This is a genomic window from Acinetobacter sp. ME22 (assembly GCF_022012315.1).
In the GTDB taxonomy this organism is placed as follows: domain Bacteria; phylum Pseudomonadota; class Gammaproteobacteria; order Pseudomonadales; family Moraxellaceae; genus Acinetobacter; species Acinetobacter brisouii_A.
Genome location: NZ_JAKLTL010000001.1, coordinates 174,809 through 193,840, shown reverse-complemented (window position 1 = coordinate 193,840; position 19,032 = coordinate 174,809). Strand labels below are relative to the sequence as shown.

At 43.4% G+C, this 19,032-nt stretch carries 16 protein-coding genes; 11 read left to right on the top strand and 5 right to left on the bottom strand.

Translation table 11 applies throughout. The annotated features are described in order from the left end of the window. The first annotated feature begins 6 nt into the window (after positions 1-6). From kdpB to LVY74_RS00955, 6 genes are all read left to right on the top strand, one after another. Complete coding sequence (gene kdpB / locus LVY74_RS00980) at positions 7-1,992, top strand: potassium-transporting ATPase subunit KdpB (protein WP_237813437.1); 1,986 nt, start codon at positions 7-9, stop codon at positions 1,990-1,992. A gap of 11 nt (positions 1,993-2,003) precedes the next feature. Next, the gene (kdpC, locus tag LVY74_RS00975; protein WP_237813436.1) at positions 2,004-2,615 is read left to right on the top strand and encodes a potassium-transporting ATPase subunit KdpC; all 612 of its coding nucleotides are present in this window, start codon (positions 2,004-2,006) and stop codon (positions 2,613-2,615) included. A 2-nt stretch (positions 2,616-2,617) separates the two neighbouring features. Continuing rightward, positions 2,618-5,230, top strand: a complete 2,613-nt coding sequence (locus LVY74_RS00970; RefSeq protein WP_237813435.1) for a sensor histidine kinase — start codon at positions 2,618-2,620, stop codon at positions 5,228-5,230. Positions 5,231-5,241: 11 nt separating this feature from the next. After that, positions 5,242-5,949, top strand: a complete 708-nt coding sequence (locus LVY74_RS00965) for a response regulator (RefSeq protein ID WP_237813434.1) — start codon at positions 5,242-5,244, stop codon at positions 5,947-5,949. 98 nt (positions 5,950-6,047) lie between these two features. Beyond that, complete coding sequence (locus LVY74_RS00960) at positions 6,048-7,127, top strand: isopenicillin N synthase family dioxygenase (RefSeq protein ID WP_237813433.1); 1,080 nt, start codon at positions 6,048-6,050, stop codon at positions 7,125-7,127. Further along, the gene (locus tag LVY74_RS00955; protein ID WP_237813432.1) at positions 7,117-7,971 is read left to right on the top strand and encodes a MetQ/NlpA family ABC transporter substrate-binding protein; all 855 of its coding nucleotides are present in this window, start codon (positions 7,117-7,119) and stop codon (positions 7,969-7,971) included. Before LVY74_RS00960 ends, LVY74_RS00955 begins: the two co-directional genes overlap by 11 nt. A 67-nt stretch (positions 7,972-8,038) precedes the next feature. Here the strand turns inward: LVY74_RS00955 and LVY74_RS00950 are convergent, their stop codons facing one another. Further along, a complete protein-coding gene (locus LVY74_RS00950; RefSeq protein ID WP_237813431.1) occupies positions 8,039-8,878 on the bottom strand; it encodes a MetQ/NlpA family ABC transporter substrate-binding protein in 840 nt (279 codons plus the stop codon). Positions 8,879-9,082: 204 nt separating this feature from the next. On the opposite strand from LVY74_RS00950, the gene LVY74_RS00945 reads away from it, so the two are divergent. Genes LVY74_RS00945 through LVY74_RS00930 form a run of 4 tightly spaced genes read left to right on the top strand, consistent with a single transcriptional unit; the run spans position 9,083 to position 13,380 of the window. Further along, positions 9,083-10,231, top strand: coding sequence for a peroxidase-related enzyme (locus LVY74_RS00945; RefSeq protein ID WP_237813430.1), 1,149 nt, complete (start codon positions 9,083-9,085; stop codon positions 10,229-10,231). A gap of 10 nt (positions 10,232-10,241) precedes the next feature. After that, positions 10,242-11,708 carry an FAD/NAD(P)-binding protein gene (locus LVY74_RS00940; protein ID WP_237813429.1) on the top strand — a complete coding sequence of 489 codons (1,467 nt, stop codon included), beginning with the start codon at positions 10,242-10,244 and terminating at the stop codon, positions 11,706-11,708. Continuing rightward, on the top strand, positions 11,705-12,715 hold the full coding sequence (locus LVY74_RS00935; protein ID WP_237813428.1) for a methionine ABC transporter ATP-binding protein: 1,011 nt from the start codon (positions 11,705-11,707) through the stop codon (positions 12,713-12,715). The genes LVY74_RS00940 and LVY74_RS00935 overlap by 4 nt, the downstream gene beginning before the upstream one ends. Continuing rightward, on the top strand, positions 12,715-13,380 hold the full coding sequence (locus LVY74_RS00930) for a methionine ABC transporter permease (RefSeq protein ID WP_237813427.1): 666 nt from the start codon (positions 12,715-12,717) through the stop codon (positions 13,378-13,380). The genes LVY74_RS00935 and LVY74_RS00930 overlap by 1 nt, the downstream gene beginning before the upstream one ends. 55 nt (positions 13,381-13,435) lie before the next feature. On the opposite strand, the gene leuA is transcribed toward LVY74_RS00930, so the two are convergent. From leuA to LVY74_RS00910, 4 genes are all read right to left on the bottom strand, one after another. Next, positions 13,436-15,124, bottom strand: a complete 1,689-nt coding sequence (gene leuA, locus LVY74_RS00925; RefSeq protein WP_237813426.1) for a 2-isopropylmalate synthase — start codon at positions 15,122-15,124, stop codon at positions 13,436-13,438. Positions 15,125-15,221: 97 nt separating this feature from the next. Then, a complete protein-coding gene (locus LVY74_RS00920) occupies positions 15,222-15,986 on the bottom strand; it encodes an AraC family transcriptional regulator (protein WP_237813425.1) in 765 nt (254 codons plus the stop codon). A gap of 78 nt (positions 15,987-16,064) precedes the next feature. Next, a complete protein-coding gene (locus LVY74_RS00915) occupies positions 16,065-16,760 on the bottom strand; it encodes a DUF1826 domain-containing protein (RefSeq protein WP_237813424.1) in 696 nt (231 codons plus the stop codon). A gap of 135 nt (positions 16,761-16,895) precedes the next feature. After that, positions 16,896-17,618 carry a GntR family transcriptional regulator gene (locus LVY74_RS00910; protein WP_237813423.1) on the bottom strand — a complete coding sequence of 241 codons (723 nt, stop codon included), beginning with the start codon at positions 17,616-17,618 and terminating at the stop codon, positions 16,896-16,898. Between the two features lie 286 nt (positions 17,619-17,904). Here LVY74_RS00910 and LVY74_RS00905 point away from each other — a divergent pair, with 286 nt between their 5' ends. Continuing rightward, a complete protein-coding gene (locus LVY74_RS00905; protein WP_237813422.1) occupies positions 17,905-19,017 on the top strand; it encodes a porin in 1,113 nt (370 codons plus the stop codon). Positions 19,018-19,032: the final 15 nt, after the last annotated feature.

Below are 19,032 nucleotides of genomic sequence, written 5' to 3'. Positions count from 1 at the left end.
GAAATCATGAAAAATTCGAGTTTATTTCAAGCAGAAGCCTGTAAATACGCCTGTATCAAACTGCTGCCACAGCATGCCTTACGTAATCCTGTCATCGCGATGGTATGGCTAGGCACATGGATCACTTTGTTGTGTACGGTGTTGGGGCAAAGCAGTTGGGCATTTGGCGGTTCAGTCTCCCTGATCCTGTTACTGACGGTTTTATTTGCCAATTATGCCGAAGCGATTGCTGAAGCCAAAGGACGAGGTCAGGCGTTGGCACTGCGTCAAGCCCGCGAAAATTTAACAGCACGGCGTTTGCCTGCGGGTGAATTTGTGCCTGCCACGCAGTTACAGCCCAATGATTTGATTGAGATTGGTGCGGGTGAGCTGATTGCTGCCGATGGTGAGATTATTCAAGGTTTTGCTACTATCAATGAAGCTGCGGTCACAGGCGAATCTGCACCTGTATTGCGTGAAGCAGGTACAGACCACTCAGGTGTGATTGCAGGTACAAAAGTGCTGACCGATCAGATTGTGGTGCGCGTCACGGCTGAGGCAGGCAATAGTTTTTTAGATCGTATGATTGCACTGGTTGAAGGCTCAAATCGCCAAAAAACGCCGAATGAGATTGCCTTGGGGATTTTATTGGGGGTAATGACCATCACCTTTGTGGCAGTGGTGGTGAGTTTGCCGCTGATTGGACATTTCTTAAAGATATCAATTAGCCCAGTAGTATTGATTGCGCTCTTGGTGTGTTTGATTCCAACCACGATTGGTGGTTTGTTGCCTGCAATTGGTATCGCAGGGATGAACCGCGCCTTAAAAGCCAATGTGATTGCCAAATCGGGGAAAGCGGTTGAAGTGGCAGGCGATGTCGATGTGCTATTGCTCGATAAAACAGGCACGATTACCTATGGTGACCGTCAGGCAACCGAGTTTTATCCATTAACAGGTATCACAGCACCAGAATTACGTCAGGCTGCACTTTTGACATCATTGGCAGACCCGACTCCTGAAGGCAAATCGATTGTGGCACTTGCCAAACAGCAAGGCGTAACCCTCACTGAACCCGAACAGGCTGAGTTTATTGCTTTCAATGCATCAACTCGCATGTCGGGAGTGAACTTGGCTACAGGTCAACAACTGCGTAAAGGGGCAATGGATGCAATTTTACAATTTAGTGGTCGCTATCCTGCCGAACAGATAGAGCTGAAAGCCCGTGTTGAGCAGATTGCCAAACAAGGGGCAACACCACTGGTGGTGGCAAGCCAGCAAGATATTTTTGGGGTGATTGCTCTCTCCGATGTGATTAAATCAGGCATTCATGAAAAATTTGCCCAGCTTCGGGAAATGGGCATTAAAACTGTGATGGTCACGGGCGATAACCCGCTGACGGCGGCAGCAATTGCCGCTGAGGCAGGTGTTGATGATTATATCGCAGAAGCGAAACCTGAAGACAAACTGGCGTGTATTCGTCATGAGCAAGCCAAAGGGCATTTGGTGGCTATGGTTGGTGATGGCACCAATGATGCACCCGCACTGGCACAGGCAGATATCGGGCTTGCCATGAACTCAGGTACGCAAGCTGCCAAAGAAGCAGGCAACATGGTAGATTTGGACTCCGATCCGACCAAGCTACTTGCTGTGGTTGAAATTGGTAAACAGCAATTGATTACCCGAGGGGCGCTCACCACCTTTTCACTGGCGAATGACATTTCAAAATACTTTGCGATTTTGCCTGCTTTATTTGTTGCTGCGATTCCACAGATGCAGATGCTGAATGTCATGCATCTTGCGAGCCCTGAAAGTGCGATTGTATCCGCTCTGATTTTTAATGCTGTGGTCATTCCGCTACTGATTCCGATTGCGCTGCGGGGCGTGAAATTTCAACCTGCAACATCCACCGAATTGTTACGCCGTAATATGCTGATTTATGGCGTGGGCGGCGTGATTTTACCGTTTCTTGCGATTAAAGCGATTGACCTTCTGGTCAGCCCATGCTTTGTTTAAGGAGTGCCAAAATGTCAACTCAAACCGTAGACTATTCTGAGGTTTCAATCTGGGCGATGCTGCGTGCTAGCTTGGGCTTGAGCCTGATTGGTTTTTTGTTGTGTGGATTACTGTACAGTGGCGTGGCAACTGCATTGGCACAGTGGCTTTTTCCAGAGCAAGCTAATGGCAGTTTGCTATACAAAAATGGGCAAGTGGTGGGTTCGCTACTGGTGGCACAGCCTGTAGTGCAGGACAAGTATTTTATTGGACGACCATCTGCTGTGAATAATGACCCTGTCAAAATGTCGGGCAGTAACTTAGCCGAAACTAATCCTGAATTGCAGCAGCAGATTCAACAGCGCCAACAGTTGATTGCCAAACGTGAACAGGTCGCGATTTCTGCCATTCCTGCGGATTTACTGACCAGTTCAGGCAGTGGGATTGATCCCGATATTAGTGTCGCAGGTGCATTGATTCAGGCAAAACGGATTGCTCAGGTACGTTCATTGCCTGAGTCCACGGTGATTCACCTGATTCAGCAACATGTACAGCACAAAACATGGCAAGTGTTGGGACAAGCGCATGTCAATGTTTTACAACTCAATCTCGCCTTGGATCAACTCAACGCTGGACACCCATAAGCATGACCCCACAGCAAACCGAAAAAGCCAATGTTATACTACAACATGCCCAGCGTTATCAGGCAGGACGTCTGACGATCTTTCTCGGGGCAGCCCCTGGCGTGGGGAAAACCTATGCCATGTTGGTACGGGCGCATGAACTGCATCGGCAAGGTGTTGATGTGGTGGTTGGTTATGTCGAAACCCACGCCCGCCACGATACCGAGCAATTATTGGCGGGTTTAACGGTTTTACCGCGAATTTGTTTGGGTGATCAGCGGCGCCAACTGCAAGACATGGACTTGGATGCAGTTTTGGCACGTAAACCTGCGGTGGTACTGGTCGATGAGTTTGCACATCAGAATATTTCGGGTAGCCGACATCAAAAGCGTTGGCAGGATATCAATGAACTGTTGGATGCAGGGATTGATGTCTTTACCACCATGAATATTCAGCATTTGGAAAGCCTGAATGATGTGGTGTACCAAATTACGGGGATTCGAGTACAAGAAACCGTGCCTGATCGGGTGTTTGAACGAATTCGTGATATTCGCCTGATTGACTTGCCTGTCAATGAATTACTGGAACGTCTAAATCAGGGCAAAGTTTATGTCCCCGAGCAGGCTCAGCAAGCGCTGAATGGCTTTTTTAAGACGGCGAATCTTTCTGCTTTACGTGAACTGGCGATTCAGACTGTTGCCAGTCATGTCGATCACAATGTGCGTGAAAGCTTTGTGTTACAAGGCAAAGCGCCGATTCCACTGCATCAGCATATGTTGGTGTTACTGGATCAACACAGTGATGCCGAAGCTTTGCTACGTGCAGCCTGTCGTATTGCTGAGAGCCGTGTTGCAATATGGACAGTGGTGGCATTTTCACATCAGGCAACGGCGCTGACCCAAAACAGTTTTCAACTTGCGCGGCAGCTCGGTGCAATGACAGAGGTGCTTTATGGTCAGCAACATGTCCAACTGGTCTATGACTATGCAATGCAACATGGGATTTCAACCCTGATCATGGCACAGCCTGCCAAGACAGGTTTACGCCGTTATTGGCAACAGAATACTTTGTCTGAATTACTGAAACTGCAACCGCGTTTTGAAGTGAGTCTGGTCACTGTTGCAGTAAAGCCTATTCCGTTGCCTGTGCGACATTTATCAAGTGTGATGCTGAGCTTGCAAGAAACAGGGTTGCTGCTACTGGTCACTGCATTCAGTATTGTCTTTGCCAGTCTGGGCGAGCAGTTCTTAGCCATTCGGGAAATCTCGGTGATTTTTATCACTGCTGTGGTCTTTATTGCCTCAAAAACCCGTATGACAGTCGCCGTGATTGCGGCAATTTTGCTGTTTCTTGCCTATGATTTTTTGTTTATTCCACCCAAATTTACCTTTCAAATTGCTGCATATACGGGAGTGATGACCATCGTGGCGTTTTTGGCAGCGGCATTGATTGCCAGTCGTCTGGCATCGCGGCTACGTGAACAGGTCAATGCCTTGACCGCTGCCAACCGTGATCAGTCAATTTTGCGTGATTTAACGGAAAAGCTGTCACGTGCCGTCCATTTACAACAGGTTCTTGAGATTGCTGATGCGTGTTTAACCCAGCATTTATCAGCGCAAGTTTGGTTGCATGTACCGCAACAATCAAACATCGGGCAGACTTTGAGTGAAAAGGAACAGATTTCAGCCGAATGGACACTGAAAAATCAGCAGCCATCAGGACGTTTTACCCAAACCTTGAGTCAAAGTGTGTGGTGGTTTTTACCGTGTTTGGCATCCAAACAGTGTGTGGGGGTGGTGGGTTTACAGTTTTCGGCTGAACAGCATACATTAGCTGAGCAGCAAAAGCGTTTAAGTGAAGCGATGGTGGAGCATATTGCCCAAGCCATTTCCCGAACTTTGCTTAGTCAGGAATTAGAAGCGGCAAAAATTAATGCTGAAACTGAAAAATTACGTTCTGCACTGTTGTCGTCCGTGTCGCATGATTTACGCTCACCACTGGCGGCGATGATTGGCGCTGCCGATACGCTGACACACTATCGACATGCCATGAATCCGCAAGATCAGGCAGACTTGCTGAGCGCAATTCGGGTCGAAGGTGAGCGCCTAGACCGCTATATTCAGAACTTGCTGGATATGACCCGTTTGGGGCATGACGGTTTAACCCTAAAGCGTGACTGGATTGGGGTCGATGAACTGGTTGGTTCGGCAGTACGCCGTTTAAAGCGCTATTTGCCTCAAGTGCGTATTGAGATCGATTTGCCTGAACCCGCTCCCAGTTTATGGGTACATGCCGCTTTAATTGAACAGGCGATTTTTAATGTACTGGAAAATGCCGCCAAATTCTCCCCCGAAGATCAGGCGGTCGAATTGAAAGTGCAATGCCTGCCAAATCAACAGATTCAGATTGCCATCTATGATCGGGGGCAAGGGATTCCCGAAGCGGAGCGTGAGCGTATCTTTGATATGTTCTATACCATGCAGCGCGGTGATCGTGGTCAACAGGGAACAGGGTTGGGCTTAAGCATTGTCAAAGCGATTATTGGCGCTCATATGGGACAAATTTGGGCAACGGCTGGGCATCATCAGCAAGGGACATGTATTATCATGAGCTTACTGATTGCTCCAGCCGCTTAAATAGGCACGTTATGACTTCTTCTGCACCCCAAATTCTGATGATTGACGATGAACCACAGATTCGCAAATTTTTAGAGATTGCCCTACGTGCCCAAGGCTATAAGACTTTGTTGGCGGAAACTGCGCAGCAAGGCTTGGAAACTCTGGTATTGCAAGGGGCAGATCTGGTGATTTTGGATTTGGGGCTGCCTGATTTAGACGGTGCAGAATTGTTACAGCAACTGCGTGAATGGTCGCAAGTGCCCGTCATTGTACTTTCGGTGCGTAATTCGGAACAGGAAAAAGTCAAACTGCTGGATATGGGCGCCAATGACTATGTCACCAAGCCATTTAGCGTACAGGAGCTGATGGCACGGATACGCGTCATGTTACGCAGTACCATTCGTACAGTCACACCTGAAATGGCTGTTTATGATGATGGGCAACTGAAAATTGATTTTGCACAGCATCAGGTGTTTTTACAGCAACAGCCGTTGGCGCTCAGTCGTAAGGAATATCAACTGCTGAGTTTATTGGTGCAACATTGTGGGCAACTGATCACCCAACCACATTTGCTTGAAGTGTTGTGGGGACCTTCACATCAGCAAGATACCCATTACTTGCGGATTTTGGTGGCAAAACTGCGTGCCAAACTGCAAGATGATGCGATTCATCCGCGCTATATTATGACAGAACCTGGAGTGGGTTTACGCTTTTTACGTCAAGATGAAACCCCTTGATTTCAATAAAAAAGAATAAGTAATCAAGTTTTTATTATTTTTAAGCACAGCGAAAAATGATTAGTCTGAGTTTGAAAATAACACAACATTGATGAATTATGAGCGTATTTGTATCCCAAGCGACAGCAACCCACAGCGATTTACCGATTTTGGATTTGACGCGTTTTTATGATCCTGAAACGCGTCCACAGTTTTTACAAGAATTGCAAGTTTTAGCCCGTGATATTGGCTTTTTTTATCTAACAGGGCATGGGCTGAGTCATGCTCGAATTGAGGAAATTGAAAGCATTAGCCAAGCATTTTTTGCGCTTGATCAGACCGAAAAACAACGGCTGTCGATGGACAATTCACCACATTTTCGGGGCTATACCCAACTCTATGCAGAAAATACCCGTAATATTCCCGATGCCCGTGAACAAATTGATATTGGCCCTGAATTGCCTGCCTTGCCTTTTGATGCAGCAACACCGTTATGGCATCGACTGCAAGGACCAAACCAGTGGCCAACGGATTGGGATGAATTTCAGCAAGTTACTACAGCTTGGTTGCGAGATCTGCGCCGTATCGCCACAGATTTGTTACATGCCTTTATGCTTGCGCTCAAAGTCCCAGAAAATGCTTTGGATGCTTTTGTTACAGGTACACCCAATGAATTACTCAAGCTGATTCATTATCCCAAAACCGAGCTGCAACATCAGCTACAGCAAGGCGTGGGTGCACACAAAGACACCAATATTTTGACTTTATTGCTGCAAGATCAAGTCGGTGGCTTACAGGTACAGCGTGATGGCAAATGGATTGATGTGCCGTATGTCGAAGATGCTTTTGTGATTAATATTGGTGAAACCTTAGAGTTGGCGACTAACGGGTATTTGGTTGCCAATACGCATCGGGTGGTGTCACCAACGCAGCAAGATCGCTATTCAATTGCCTATTTTATTTCTCCAAATGTCTTTGCAGGCGATTTACCTGTCTTGCAATTGCCAGCGGAATTGCAACGTCTAGCCACAGGATCAGTCAGTGATCCTCTCAATCCATTATTAAAAAGTATTGGGCAAAACAGTATCAAAAGCCGTTTACGTTCACACCTGTCAGTGACTGCCAAGTTTTATCCAGCACAATATCAAGAAATTATCAGTAATCCGCATCGGGTTGTAGGTGGTCAATATGACGCATAAAAAAACCATTTTCGCCATTATTTCCAGTTTAGTCTTGGGTGCAGGCGTTGTTGCATGTTCGAATGTCGAGAGCAAAAAATCGCTGGAAAATGCCCATGTGGTGGTCGCTTCTGTCGGTGCAGATGCCCAGATCTGGAAATATATTGCCCAGTCGGATGAAGCCAAACAGGCGGGGCTTGATATTGAGGTCAAAGAGATTAATGATGGCGTGGCACTCAACCGCGCCGTGATTGATCAGGATGCCGATGTCAATGCCTTTCAGTCATGGGGATATTTCAAAGCCTTTAATCAGATTCATGGTGAGCAACTGGTGGCGATCTCTACGACTTACCTTGAACCAATGGGATTGTATTCGAGTAAATACAAAACTCTGAACGATTTACCCCATGCCGCAAAAGTTGCGATTCCCAATGATGCAGCCAATACCGCACGAGCTTTACGCTTACTGGAACAAGCCAAGCTGATTCAGCTTGATAGTCACTTCAACGCGATTCGTGGCAATCTGAAAGACATTACAGCCAATCCGAAAAAACTGAAAATCGAATTAATCAAAGGGCCTTCTGGACCACGGGTCTTGCCCGATGTCGATTTGGTGGCAATTGGCAATACTGATGCCTTAGACAGTGGTTTAAATGTGTTGCAACAGTCTTTGGCACGGGAAAATGTGGGAGAGCGTACCACGCAAAATATTAATATCTTGGTGGTGAATAAAGCTCGCGCCAATGATGCCAACTTGGCAAAACTCGGCAAGCTTTATCATCAGCCCTTTGTCGCACAATATATTCAAAAACATTTTGGTGGAACAAAAGTCGATGTAGACCAACCGATTTCAAGTCTGAACTAAGATTGAAGTCGAGTATAAAAAAGAGCCAAATCGCGGCTCTTTTTTTATTGTTAGTATTTGGGGAGAATTATTTATATTTATCCCATGATGCAGGGAAAATAAAGCCACTATATTTGGTTTGGCTTTTCACATACTGGGCATATTGTTTGGACTCAAACGCTGCTTTGAGGTCTTTTGCCCATTGGCTATTTTGGTCTTTTCCACTAATTGCGACCACAACACGGTGTTGCAATGGGGTTTTCTCAACCACCAAGCCATCTGAGATTTTTTGTCCTGCATCAGCTACATAGTTCCCATTCACCACAGCAAAATCAGCATCTTGCAATAAACGCAAGCTTTGCCCTGAGTCGGCTTCACGGACATCAATTTTATATTTGGCTGGGGAAATGTCATTAATACCGAAGCTGAGCGGGCTGGTATTGGCTTTGATCTTGATCCAGCCAAGTTGTTGCAAGATTTGTGCAGCACGTTCAGCATTGACAGGGTCATTTGGAATGATGACGATAGTGCCATCATGTACTTCGTTTAAAGACTTATGCTTGAGTGAGCGTAAACTTTGTGGTGCACTGGGTGAGTCAGTCAATGCAATCAGGTCAGTATTATTTTTCTTGTTAAACGCTTCCATATAGGCGCGGCTTTGGTTGACCGAAGCGTCAATAGAACCTTCCTGAAATGCAGGGTTAATCTGACGGTTTTGTGAGAACTGTTTTAAGTTGACCGTATAACCTTGCTTTTCCAAAATTGGCACAATACCGCCACGTACTTGATCGATATAGTTGCCTAAACCAAACGCAATCGTAATGGTCTTTTTGTTGTCAGTCGCAGTTTTGCCTGAAGATTGACTGCACCCCGATAAAATCGCTGCACTGGCAATTGCACAGCAGAATATTTTTTTAGACAAAGACATAAACACATCATCCGAAGAAATTTGTGATCATTCTAGAAATATTCAAAATAATTAAAATTAATAAAAATCAATATATTTAGCACAAAAACAGCTAATGCTTATTTTTTAGTCCTAATCATCAAAACAGCTTTGTTTATATCTTTAAATTATTTTTCTTATATTTTTTTCTGCTTTTCAATAGCCATAATTTGGAGATTTTAGAAAATGAGCAATTCATCTGATTTTATTCACCAGTTTTTGGTCAAACATCCTAATGATTTAATTTTCCTTGAGAATATTCGTGGTTTACGTGCAAAAAGTGCCGAATTTAGTCAAGCGGCTTTTCATGACATTTTTCAAGCCCCTTCAACGCTACTGAGCCCAGCCTTAAAATATTTTCTGGCTGCACGAATTGCCAACGCATCTGGAAACGTTGGATTGGCTGCACACTATACGGCGCAATCCGAGTTTGCAGATCTGCCTGAAACTGCGCCGTGGTGGCATGTGCTTCTGGACTATGTCGATACCTTGACACTTGAGCCGCAGCATACTCAGCGCCAACAATTACAGGATTTACAACAAGCAGGTTGGGCAGTTGCAGATATTGTATTGCTGGCACAGCTCAGTAGTTTTGTCGCCTTTCAAGTCCGTCTGATTCAGGGTTTAAGCATTTTGCTTGATCATCATACCTCAAGTGAGCCGCCTTCAGATCTTACTGCGATACGTGCGCATGACTGGAATCATCACTCAACCACATCGACAGGGCAAACAGGTGTGACAGACTTTACCCAAGAGGTCTTGGGTTGGGAAGCATGGTTACGACCTAGAGATTTAGATCAGTTGTCTGTGGCTGAGCAGGCTGTTTTGGATCGTTATGGCTTATTGCAAAAAGGTTCAGCTTACTTTTTATTGTTGAGTCATCAGCTCGATATTTTAGAAAAACGTACTGTGATTGATCGTGACATTTTCTATAGTCAGGGTGGTCTGGAAAAATGGCTGCGTGAATTTTCTGCGGTTATTTCTAGTAAGGTCAATGGTTGTATTTATTGTGCTTCGGTACATGCCCGTAAAGCCAGTATTTATGCCAAAGCACACGCTGACGATGTACAGCGCTTGCTGGATACACCTGCAGGACAAGTTTTAGCAAATAGCACTTATTCTGAAAAATTACAGCAAATTATTGAATTTAATGCGGCACTGGCAACTACACCGATTCAGTTAAATGCTTCACATGTACAGGGTTTACGTCAATTCGGGTTTTCTGATCAGGAATTACTGGATTTTATTCAGGCAACCGCATTTTTTGCATGGGCAAACCGTTTAATGCTGTCTTTGGGTGAGCCATTTCATCTCCCTGAAACTGTAGTGGCTTAGGAGCAGCAACATGACATCTTCACTGAATGGTTTGGCTGCACTTGAGCAGCAGATCCAAGCCGATTTTGAGTATCTGAATATCGGAGTCAAAGACTGGGTAATTGATCCACATCGCCCTGAACAGTATCGCCTCAATGTGGCGATTATTGGGGCGGGCATGTCAGCACTGGCTTTGGCATTGGCGCTGCGAGCGCAAGGTGTTGCCTGTACTTTGTTTGAAAAAGCAGATCAGGGCAATGAAGGTCCTTGGCTGAGCCCCGCACTCATGCAGACTTTACGTTCACCTAAAAATGCCATTGGCCCTGCACTGATTTCACCGTCTTTGAGTTTTCAGGCATGGTTTAAAGCACAGTTTGGTTTAGAGGCATGGCAACAACTCGATAAAATCCCACGTATCCAGTGGCATGAATATTTGCAATGGTTTAAGCAAGTAACTGCGCCTGATATTCGCTATCAGCATGAACTGGTTGATCTTGAGCTTCAGGATCATGGCGCAACACTGACTTTTTCCACAGCACAAGGTCAGGTCAGTTATTTTGCAGCACATACGGTACTGGCAACGGGTATGGAAGCGTTTAGTGTGCCGAATATTCCTGAGTTTATCCGAGATATTCCAAGTGCTTACTGGGAGCATTCTTATGCGGGGACAGACTATGCGCGTTTTCAGGATTTAGATGTTGGTGTTGTCGGTTATAGCGCAGGCGCAATGGACAGCGCAGCCACCGCACTGGAACATGGAGCAAGGTCTGTAGAATTGCTATGTCGCTGTCAGGACTTTCCTCGGGTCAATCGTGGCAAGGTTGCCTCAAATGCGGGTTATTTGCAGTCTTATTCTGACTGGACAGATGCGCAAAAATGGCATTTTCATTTTTATGTACAGCAACAGCGCACGCCTGCGCCACATGGCAGTACCTTACGGGTGTCACGTCATGACAATGCTTATTTTAATTTGAATAGCGCCGTGCAAAAGGTCGAACTGATTGACCAAAAATTATATGTCTATACCAAACAAGAATGCTTTGTACTGGATTATCTGATTTTAGCCACAGGTTTTTGTTTGGATTGGCAAAAACATGCATGGACAGCCAAATTACAGCCGTATTTTAAACAGTGGCAAGATGTTTACCATCCACCTGAACATGAACAAAATTCTGAACTGGCTCGGCAGCCATATTTGGGGGCAGCGTTTGAGTTTCAGGAGAAGCAGGCAGGTCAGTTGGCAGGTTTATCACGACTTTATGCCTTTAACTTTAGCGCAGGTTTAAGTCATGGACCTTTGGTGGGCATGATTGGTGGAACACATCATGGCGCAGAGGTTTTGGCACAGGCGATTGCCCGAAAACTCTATCAAGATCAGTTTGATGAGCATTTACAGCAGGTCAAACACAGCACCGAATATGAACTTGAGGGTAATGAATGGCAAGTGGCTAAACCTTATGCCACACGGGCAGTACAGCGAGATGAGATTGACGCATGATTGAATTACGACAGATTACCAAAGTATTTCACCGCAATGGTCAAAGCGTACATGCCTTGAAAGAGGTGAATCTCAGCATCGAGCAAGGGGAAATCTTTGGCTTTATTGGCTATAGCGGTGCGGGTAAAAGCTCCCTGATTCGTCTGATTAACCGACTTGAACAACCAAGTTCAGGGCAGGTTCTCGTCAATGGTGTTGATATTGCCCGTTTAAATGCCAAACAACGTATTGCACATAAAAAGAATATTGGCATGATTTTTCAGCATTTTAACTTGCTCGAATCAAAAACTGTGGCGCAAAACGTGGCTTTGCCTTTGATCTTGTCAGGAGTGAAAACTGAGGAAATCGAACAACGGGTCGATGCCATTTTGGATTATGTTGATCTGAAGGAAAAAAAATCCAGTTATCCGCGTCAGTTATCGGGTGGGCAAAAACAGCGGGTGAGTATTGCAAGAGCATTAATCAATAATCCGAAGATTTTACTGTGTGATGAAGCAACCTCAGCACTGGATCCGCAAACTACACTGTCAATTTTGGCATTGCTGAAAAAGATTAACCGTGAACAGAAAATTACCATCTTACTGGTCACCCATGAAATGGATGTGATTCAGCATATTTGTGATCGGGTCGCCGTTATGGCTAATGGACAGGTCATTGAACTGGATTCGGTATTGAATATTTTCTCTAATCCACAACACAGCGTGACTCAAAAATTTGTCAATACCGTACTCAATGAGCAAATTCCTGAAAATGTGCTGCAACATTTGGAATCGGATCAGCATATTTACCGACTGGAGTTTTTAGACCATGCCGCCAAACAGCCTGTGCTGCATGAGTTGGCAACCCATCAGATCGTGGTGAGCAATGTGTTATTTGCCAACATGGTGGAAATACAGGGGCATGTGGTGGGCAGCATGTTTGTACAACTGATTGGTGATGATCAGCAAATCCATAATGCTGTGCAATTTCTCAAATCCAGACATGTCCGTGTCAATGGAGAATTATAATGAATCAATGGTTTAATACAGATTTAACGCTCGACCAGTTTATCGATGCCATGATTCAGACGTTTACCATGATTGGTATTTCTCTGATTTTAGGCACATTGTTGGCACTGGTCTTGGCGATTGTCCTGATTTTGACACGCCCCGATGGAATTGTTGAAAACAAATGGGTCTATCGAATTTTAAGCCCGATCATTAATACTATTCGTTCCTTGCCGTTCATTATTTTACTGGTCGCGATTATTCCATTGACCCGTTTGATTGTCGGGACATCAATTGGAACATCGGCTGCGATTGTACCTCTGGTGATTTATATTGCGCCGTATATGGCTCGATTGATCGAAAACTCACTCCTGAGTGTTAATCCCGGTATTGTGGAATCTGCCGATGCTATGGGGGCAACCGTATGGCAGATTATTTGGCATTTTATTTTGCCTGAAGCTAAAAGCTCCCTGATTTTAAGTATCACTACAGCCACGATTAGTTTGCTCAGTGCTACGGCAATGGCAGGCGCTGTCGGTGGTGGCGGGATTGGTGACTTGGCGCTCAATTATGGTTATCAGCGTTTTGATAATTTTGCGATGGCTTTAACCGTCATCACCCTGATTATTATTGTGCAGATTATCCAATGGCTTGGGGAATACCTCGCCAATAAAGCACGTCATTAAAAGCTCAAAACCGTTGCAGAAGATCTATTCCTGCAACGATCCTAGATACCTATTTTTAGGCAGTTAAACACAAATTTTGCTGATTCACGCCTGCAAAAGCATTGATAAGTGCTTGAATGGAAGCGGTCGCAATATCGGTATCAATCGCGACACCCCAATCATGATTTCCCTGATCATCGACACAGCAAATATAACTAATCGAACGGCTACTGCTTTGTTTTCCAAGGGTATGTTCAAAATATTCTGCAATCGAAATTTTATAAGGCCAGTTGCTATTTAATGCTTGTACCGATGCGGACAATAAACCATTGCCACGTCCAGTCAAATGCATCACCTCATTTTGAGATTGCAATGAGATTTTGACTTCAAATACCTCCTGATTTTTATGTGATTGGTAATTGGAAAGTTTAAATCTTCGATCTTTTTCGGTAACACCATAGCTTTGACAAAATAACTGCCAGATTTCAGCATGAGAAAGTTCGCGCTTGCTCGAATCTGACTGATGTTGCACCACTTGACTAAAATCTTTTTGCAAGTTTTTCGGTAAATCAATGCCATGATTTTGTTGTAATACCCAAGCTGCACCGCTCTTGCCCGATTGACTATTCACCCGAATCACTGCTTCATAGTTACATCCCAAATCGGCAGGATCAATCGGCAAATAGGGCACTTCCCAGTAAGCATGGCTTTGACTTTCACGCGCTTTAAAGCCTTTTTTAATCGCATCCTGATGGCTGCCCGAAAAAGCCGTAAACACCAATTCACCCACATAAGGATGTCGCGGATGAATCGGTAATTCATTGCATTCTTTGACAATTTCAGCAATCGCCTTGATATCTGAGAAATCCAAATTGGGATGAACCCCTTGGGTATACATATTTAAGGCAATATTGACCAAATCCAAATTACCCGTTCTTTCACCATTGCCAAATAAACAGCCTTCGACCCGATCTGCGCCTGCCATCAAGGCAAGCTCAGCCGTTGCAACGCCCGTACCGCGGTCATTATGCGGATGAATACTGATACAAACCTGATCACGGTAAGAAAAATGCTGACAGAAATATTCGATTTGATCGGCAAAGATATTCGGTGTGCTGACTTCAACTGTGGTCGGAAGATTAATGATCATGGGACAGTCGATACTGGGCTGCCAGACCGCTGCGACTGCCTCACAAATTTCCAATGCAAATTCAATTTCAGTAAAACAAAACGTTTCAGGTGAATATTGATAAGTCCATTTCGTTTCTGGATGCTGCATACACAACGCTTTAATCTGCTGGGTTGATGCAACCGCCAAATCAATGACTTCCTGCTTGGACTTTTGGAACACCACGCGACGAAAAACTTCAGCCGTTGCATTATAAACATGAACAATCGCTTGTTTTGCACCATGCAAGGCTTCAAATGTACGCTCAATCAAATCTGATCTTGCCTGTGTCATCACTTGAATACAGACATCTGCTGGAATCTTGTTTTGTTCAATCAGATAACGGACGAAATTAAAATCTGTATCTGATGCAGCAGGGAAAGCCACTTCGATTTCTTTAAAACCACATTCGACAAGTAACTCAAAAAATTTAAGCTTTCTGGCATGATCCATCGGGTTAGCAAGTGCCTGATTACCATCTCTTAAGTCTGTGGAACACCAAATCGGGGCGTGGGTAATTTTCTGACTGGGCCAAGTTCGCTCAGGAAAATCCAAAAACTCAAATGGACGATATTTATTTTGAGGATAATTTAACATGCTGTGTCATCTCTATCTGGGGAATAAAAACAGCATGCTCAATCTGATTTTGTCTTTCATTTGAAGAATAGACAACTTATATCGAAAAACGGACAACTTAATTGAATTTTTTCTTTAAATAAGCTGTCGGGGTTAAACCCATTTCTAGTTTAAACATATAGGAGAATGCACTTGGGCTTTCATAGCCCAAATCTAAAGCAATGTTTAAAATCGGTTTTTTCATTTCCAAATCGGTCAAAGCCTGTAACAACTTGGCTTGTTTCAACCATACGCCAAAATTCATATTCATCTCTTTTTTAAATAATCTGGAAATGGTTTTGGCACTGACATGATATTGCTGAGCGAGATCTTCTAAATGATTCACTGTACCTAGATTATTTTTAATATTTTTACAAATGTCTTTAAGCACCGCCGATTGTGCCTCAGGCAATTGAAATGGCAACTCTTCCAAAAAGCGGATTTCATCGAGGATGAGTTCTAAAAGCCGTTCGTTGCGGGTATGTGGCAATATTTCATCTTTAATTTCTATCGCCTGATTAATCAGTTCAGATAAGAGTTTTGGAATGGCAACAACGCTACACTCGGTATTAAAATCGGCTCGAGCAAAGGGCTCAACAAAAACACCTCGGGCTTCCACTGTGCCAAAGATTTGAATGGAATGCTTTTTATTTTCTGGAATCCAAATCCCTTTTGATGGTGGAATGACCCATATTCCTTCTTCAGTACCGACATGAATAACACCTGACAAGGTATGCAACAGTTGAATACGGTCATGCTGATGCATCGTTTCCATATGCCCATCTGTATACGATTGCGCATAGGCGTAAATGGGATAGTTCAGTTGACCGTGAAAATAGTGCACAAGTTCTCGAATAATTGAAGATAGATGTCCTTATCTTATGTGCAAGATCAATGGACGCAAAATTTTTCGAGGAATATTTCAACAAATCAACAGTAAACGATATTGATCTTCTTCATGCGGTGCTCTGTGAACACAGGGTAAAACCTGTTGCGTTGGATGATCGACTGCCAAGCGCCATAAATGTCCTAAGCCTAAATTGACAGGTTTTGCATTGGGTTTTGGCTGATAGTGCAAATCAAAAAAATATTCTGCGAGGAAATTTTCAAATTCTGCTTCTGCGCCGTCATGTAATGCTTTAAGTTTTTCTCTGATTTCTGGAATCAGAATTTTTTGTTCAACCTGATCATTAGGCAAAATATCACTTGCAACGCCGTAATAAGTACATAAGAACGTATCTGTTGCGATGGGAGAACGATCAACATGATAGGAATAAACATCTGTCGAAATGAAGTCTAGCTCGTCATCCCGTTGGTAATTTTTTAATAAATTTAGAGAAGGAGAGGCTCCAAAATCTGTTAACAGCTGTAGATCTGTTAAGATAATTTCCCTTGCCAGATTGCCTTTTTCTGAAAGTTGTAGTGCTAAAAGATCTTCGATAGAAACTTCTGTAATATTCTCTTTTAATTCCAGTTTATCTACAATTTCTTTAAAATCACCAAGCAAATTGCGATGCCAGCACATGGCATTCATGATGCCATGAAAGTCTGAATTTACAAGTTCAGCAAAACTTGGAACCACTTTGATTTGCGTATTGTCAGAAAAAGCATTCTTCATATAAGAATTAAATAAATGAGAAACTATATCTAATTATATACGCTCGGCTTTATAGAAGCGGAGAATAATGAATGACACAAGTCAATTTTTAAAAATTCTAGGTTATTCCTGTACGAACTTTGCTCATCATAAACCTTAGTCAGTTATTTTTTTATTCTGAAAAATCTCAAATAAATTGGCATGATTCGATGCAGGCTGTCTATTGAGAAATGCACTGGCGTAATCTTCTAAATGATTTTCCATAAGCGAAATCGCTAGCTGTTCATCACCATTTTCAATGGCATTGAGAATGGCAGTATGTTCTTCAACCGAACAACAATTATGCGTAGGGGTTTCATACATACGAATCAACAGTGACGTTCTTGCGATCAAGGTTTGAAGATAATTGGTCACCAGTGGATTATTGTTGATTTCACTCAACTCAAGGTGGAAGTCGCCTGACAGTTTTACCCACTCCTGCCAGTTGCCATTGGATAAGGCATTTTCCTCTTTTCGTACAAGTTCCCTGATATTTTTTAAATTGAGGGTTTTTGCTTCTTTCGCCAGTTTTTTTACAGTTCCAAGCTCCAGCATACTGCGCGCTTCAAATACCGCTTTGGTTTCTTCAATATCATGTTCTGCGACAATTGCACCACGATTGGGCTCAATTTTAATGATTTTATCATGAGCGAGTTTGACAAAAACTCGTCGGATAACACCACGGGTCACACCAAATGCTTTGCATAAAGGTGCTTCCACTAAACGTGCGCCAGGCGTTAATTGACGGTTTAGGATGGCATCAAGAATGGCATTGTAGATGTGCAGATCTATATCTTTCTTATGGATAACATTGTTCACATTTTCTGTAGGCAATGACATTTTTTGAATCCCCTTAGTGCATTCAAATTTCAAAATGGTGCACATTTCAAAATCAAATTTGCAATGCAAATCGAACTATATTGAATCATCTTATCAATGAATGTTTAGAATTAATAGTTAAAATTAAAATTAAAAAAATATAAATATTATGTGTTTAGGTTAATTTTAAAAATACACGTTCATTATTTTTCTTCGATCAAAAAAAATTGGCTTAGTTTTTGCAAAATACAGATTGTGCACAATTTCAATCAATATTATCAACAATCTTGTTTTATGGGGTAAAGCGATGAGCAATGTTTTGGGGAAAGATGCGCTAAAAATGAAAAGAAAAATTCTGTTTGGCTTAACGATGTCGTGTACAGGATTGAGTTATGCAGGCGTAGAATTTAATACGCCAGATATGAACTTCCGTATTTCGGCTGTAATCGACACTGGGATTGCTTCTGTAACGAATGTCAAAGAAGGGAACAAAAGCAAGACTGAAGCTGTAGACAGTATTTTGGGTGTATCGAATATTGGATTTAGTGGCAGTTATAAACTGGATGACAATTACCAAGCATTTTTCAACTTGCAGTCGGGTTTTAAGCCATCAACAGGGGAACAAAATAAAGAGGGTGAGCTTTTTGACCGCAATGCTTATGTTGGGCTAAAAACGCCATATGGTGCGGTGAGTGTGGGTAAGCAATGGACATTTAATGATGACTGGTTTGTCGGAAGTGTTTTTAAAGGCGGTTACAACTCAGGCGCAGTGTTCAAAATGTCGGAATTTGATGCTGTCAGTGAGTTATATAGTAAGACCTTAAAATATGTTTCCCCAGAAATGACAGGCTGGCAGTTTGGTGGATTTTACGCGACCAAAGATGATTCTTCAAAAAACACTCACGGGCAAATTTTTTCAGGTGCAGCAAAATACACGACCAATAAAATGTTGCTGGGCGCTGCATACGAAGATCATGAAGCTCAAGATACCAGTAACCATTACCGCTTAACGACCCTCGCATCGAAGTATAGCTTCGACAAACTCACGACACGTTTGGGTTTTGCCTATGCGGATATTTCAGGACCAGGACAATACGCTGCAATTGCCAGTAATTCAGCAAAACAAAAAGCTTGGGCAACTGAAGTTGGCGTAGATTATGCATTTACACCGAAATTCACTTTGTCAGGTGACATCATCTACAAGAAAAATATGACCTTTGAAAATAATGCCGTGGTTTACCGAACTCTGGCAATTTACAAGCTATCTGAGCCACTGAGTCTTATCGCAAACGTTGCCTATCTTAAAAATTATAAGGGATCTAGTGAGAGTTTAGTCAATACAGATTCATCACTTGCTGGTGGAGGCTATGCCAACCAAGATCAGCTTTCCACAGCACTAGGCGTCAGATTTTCATTCTAGGTTAAGCAATAAAGC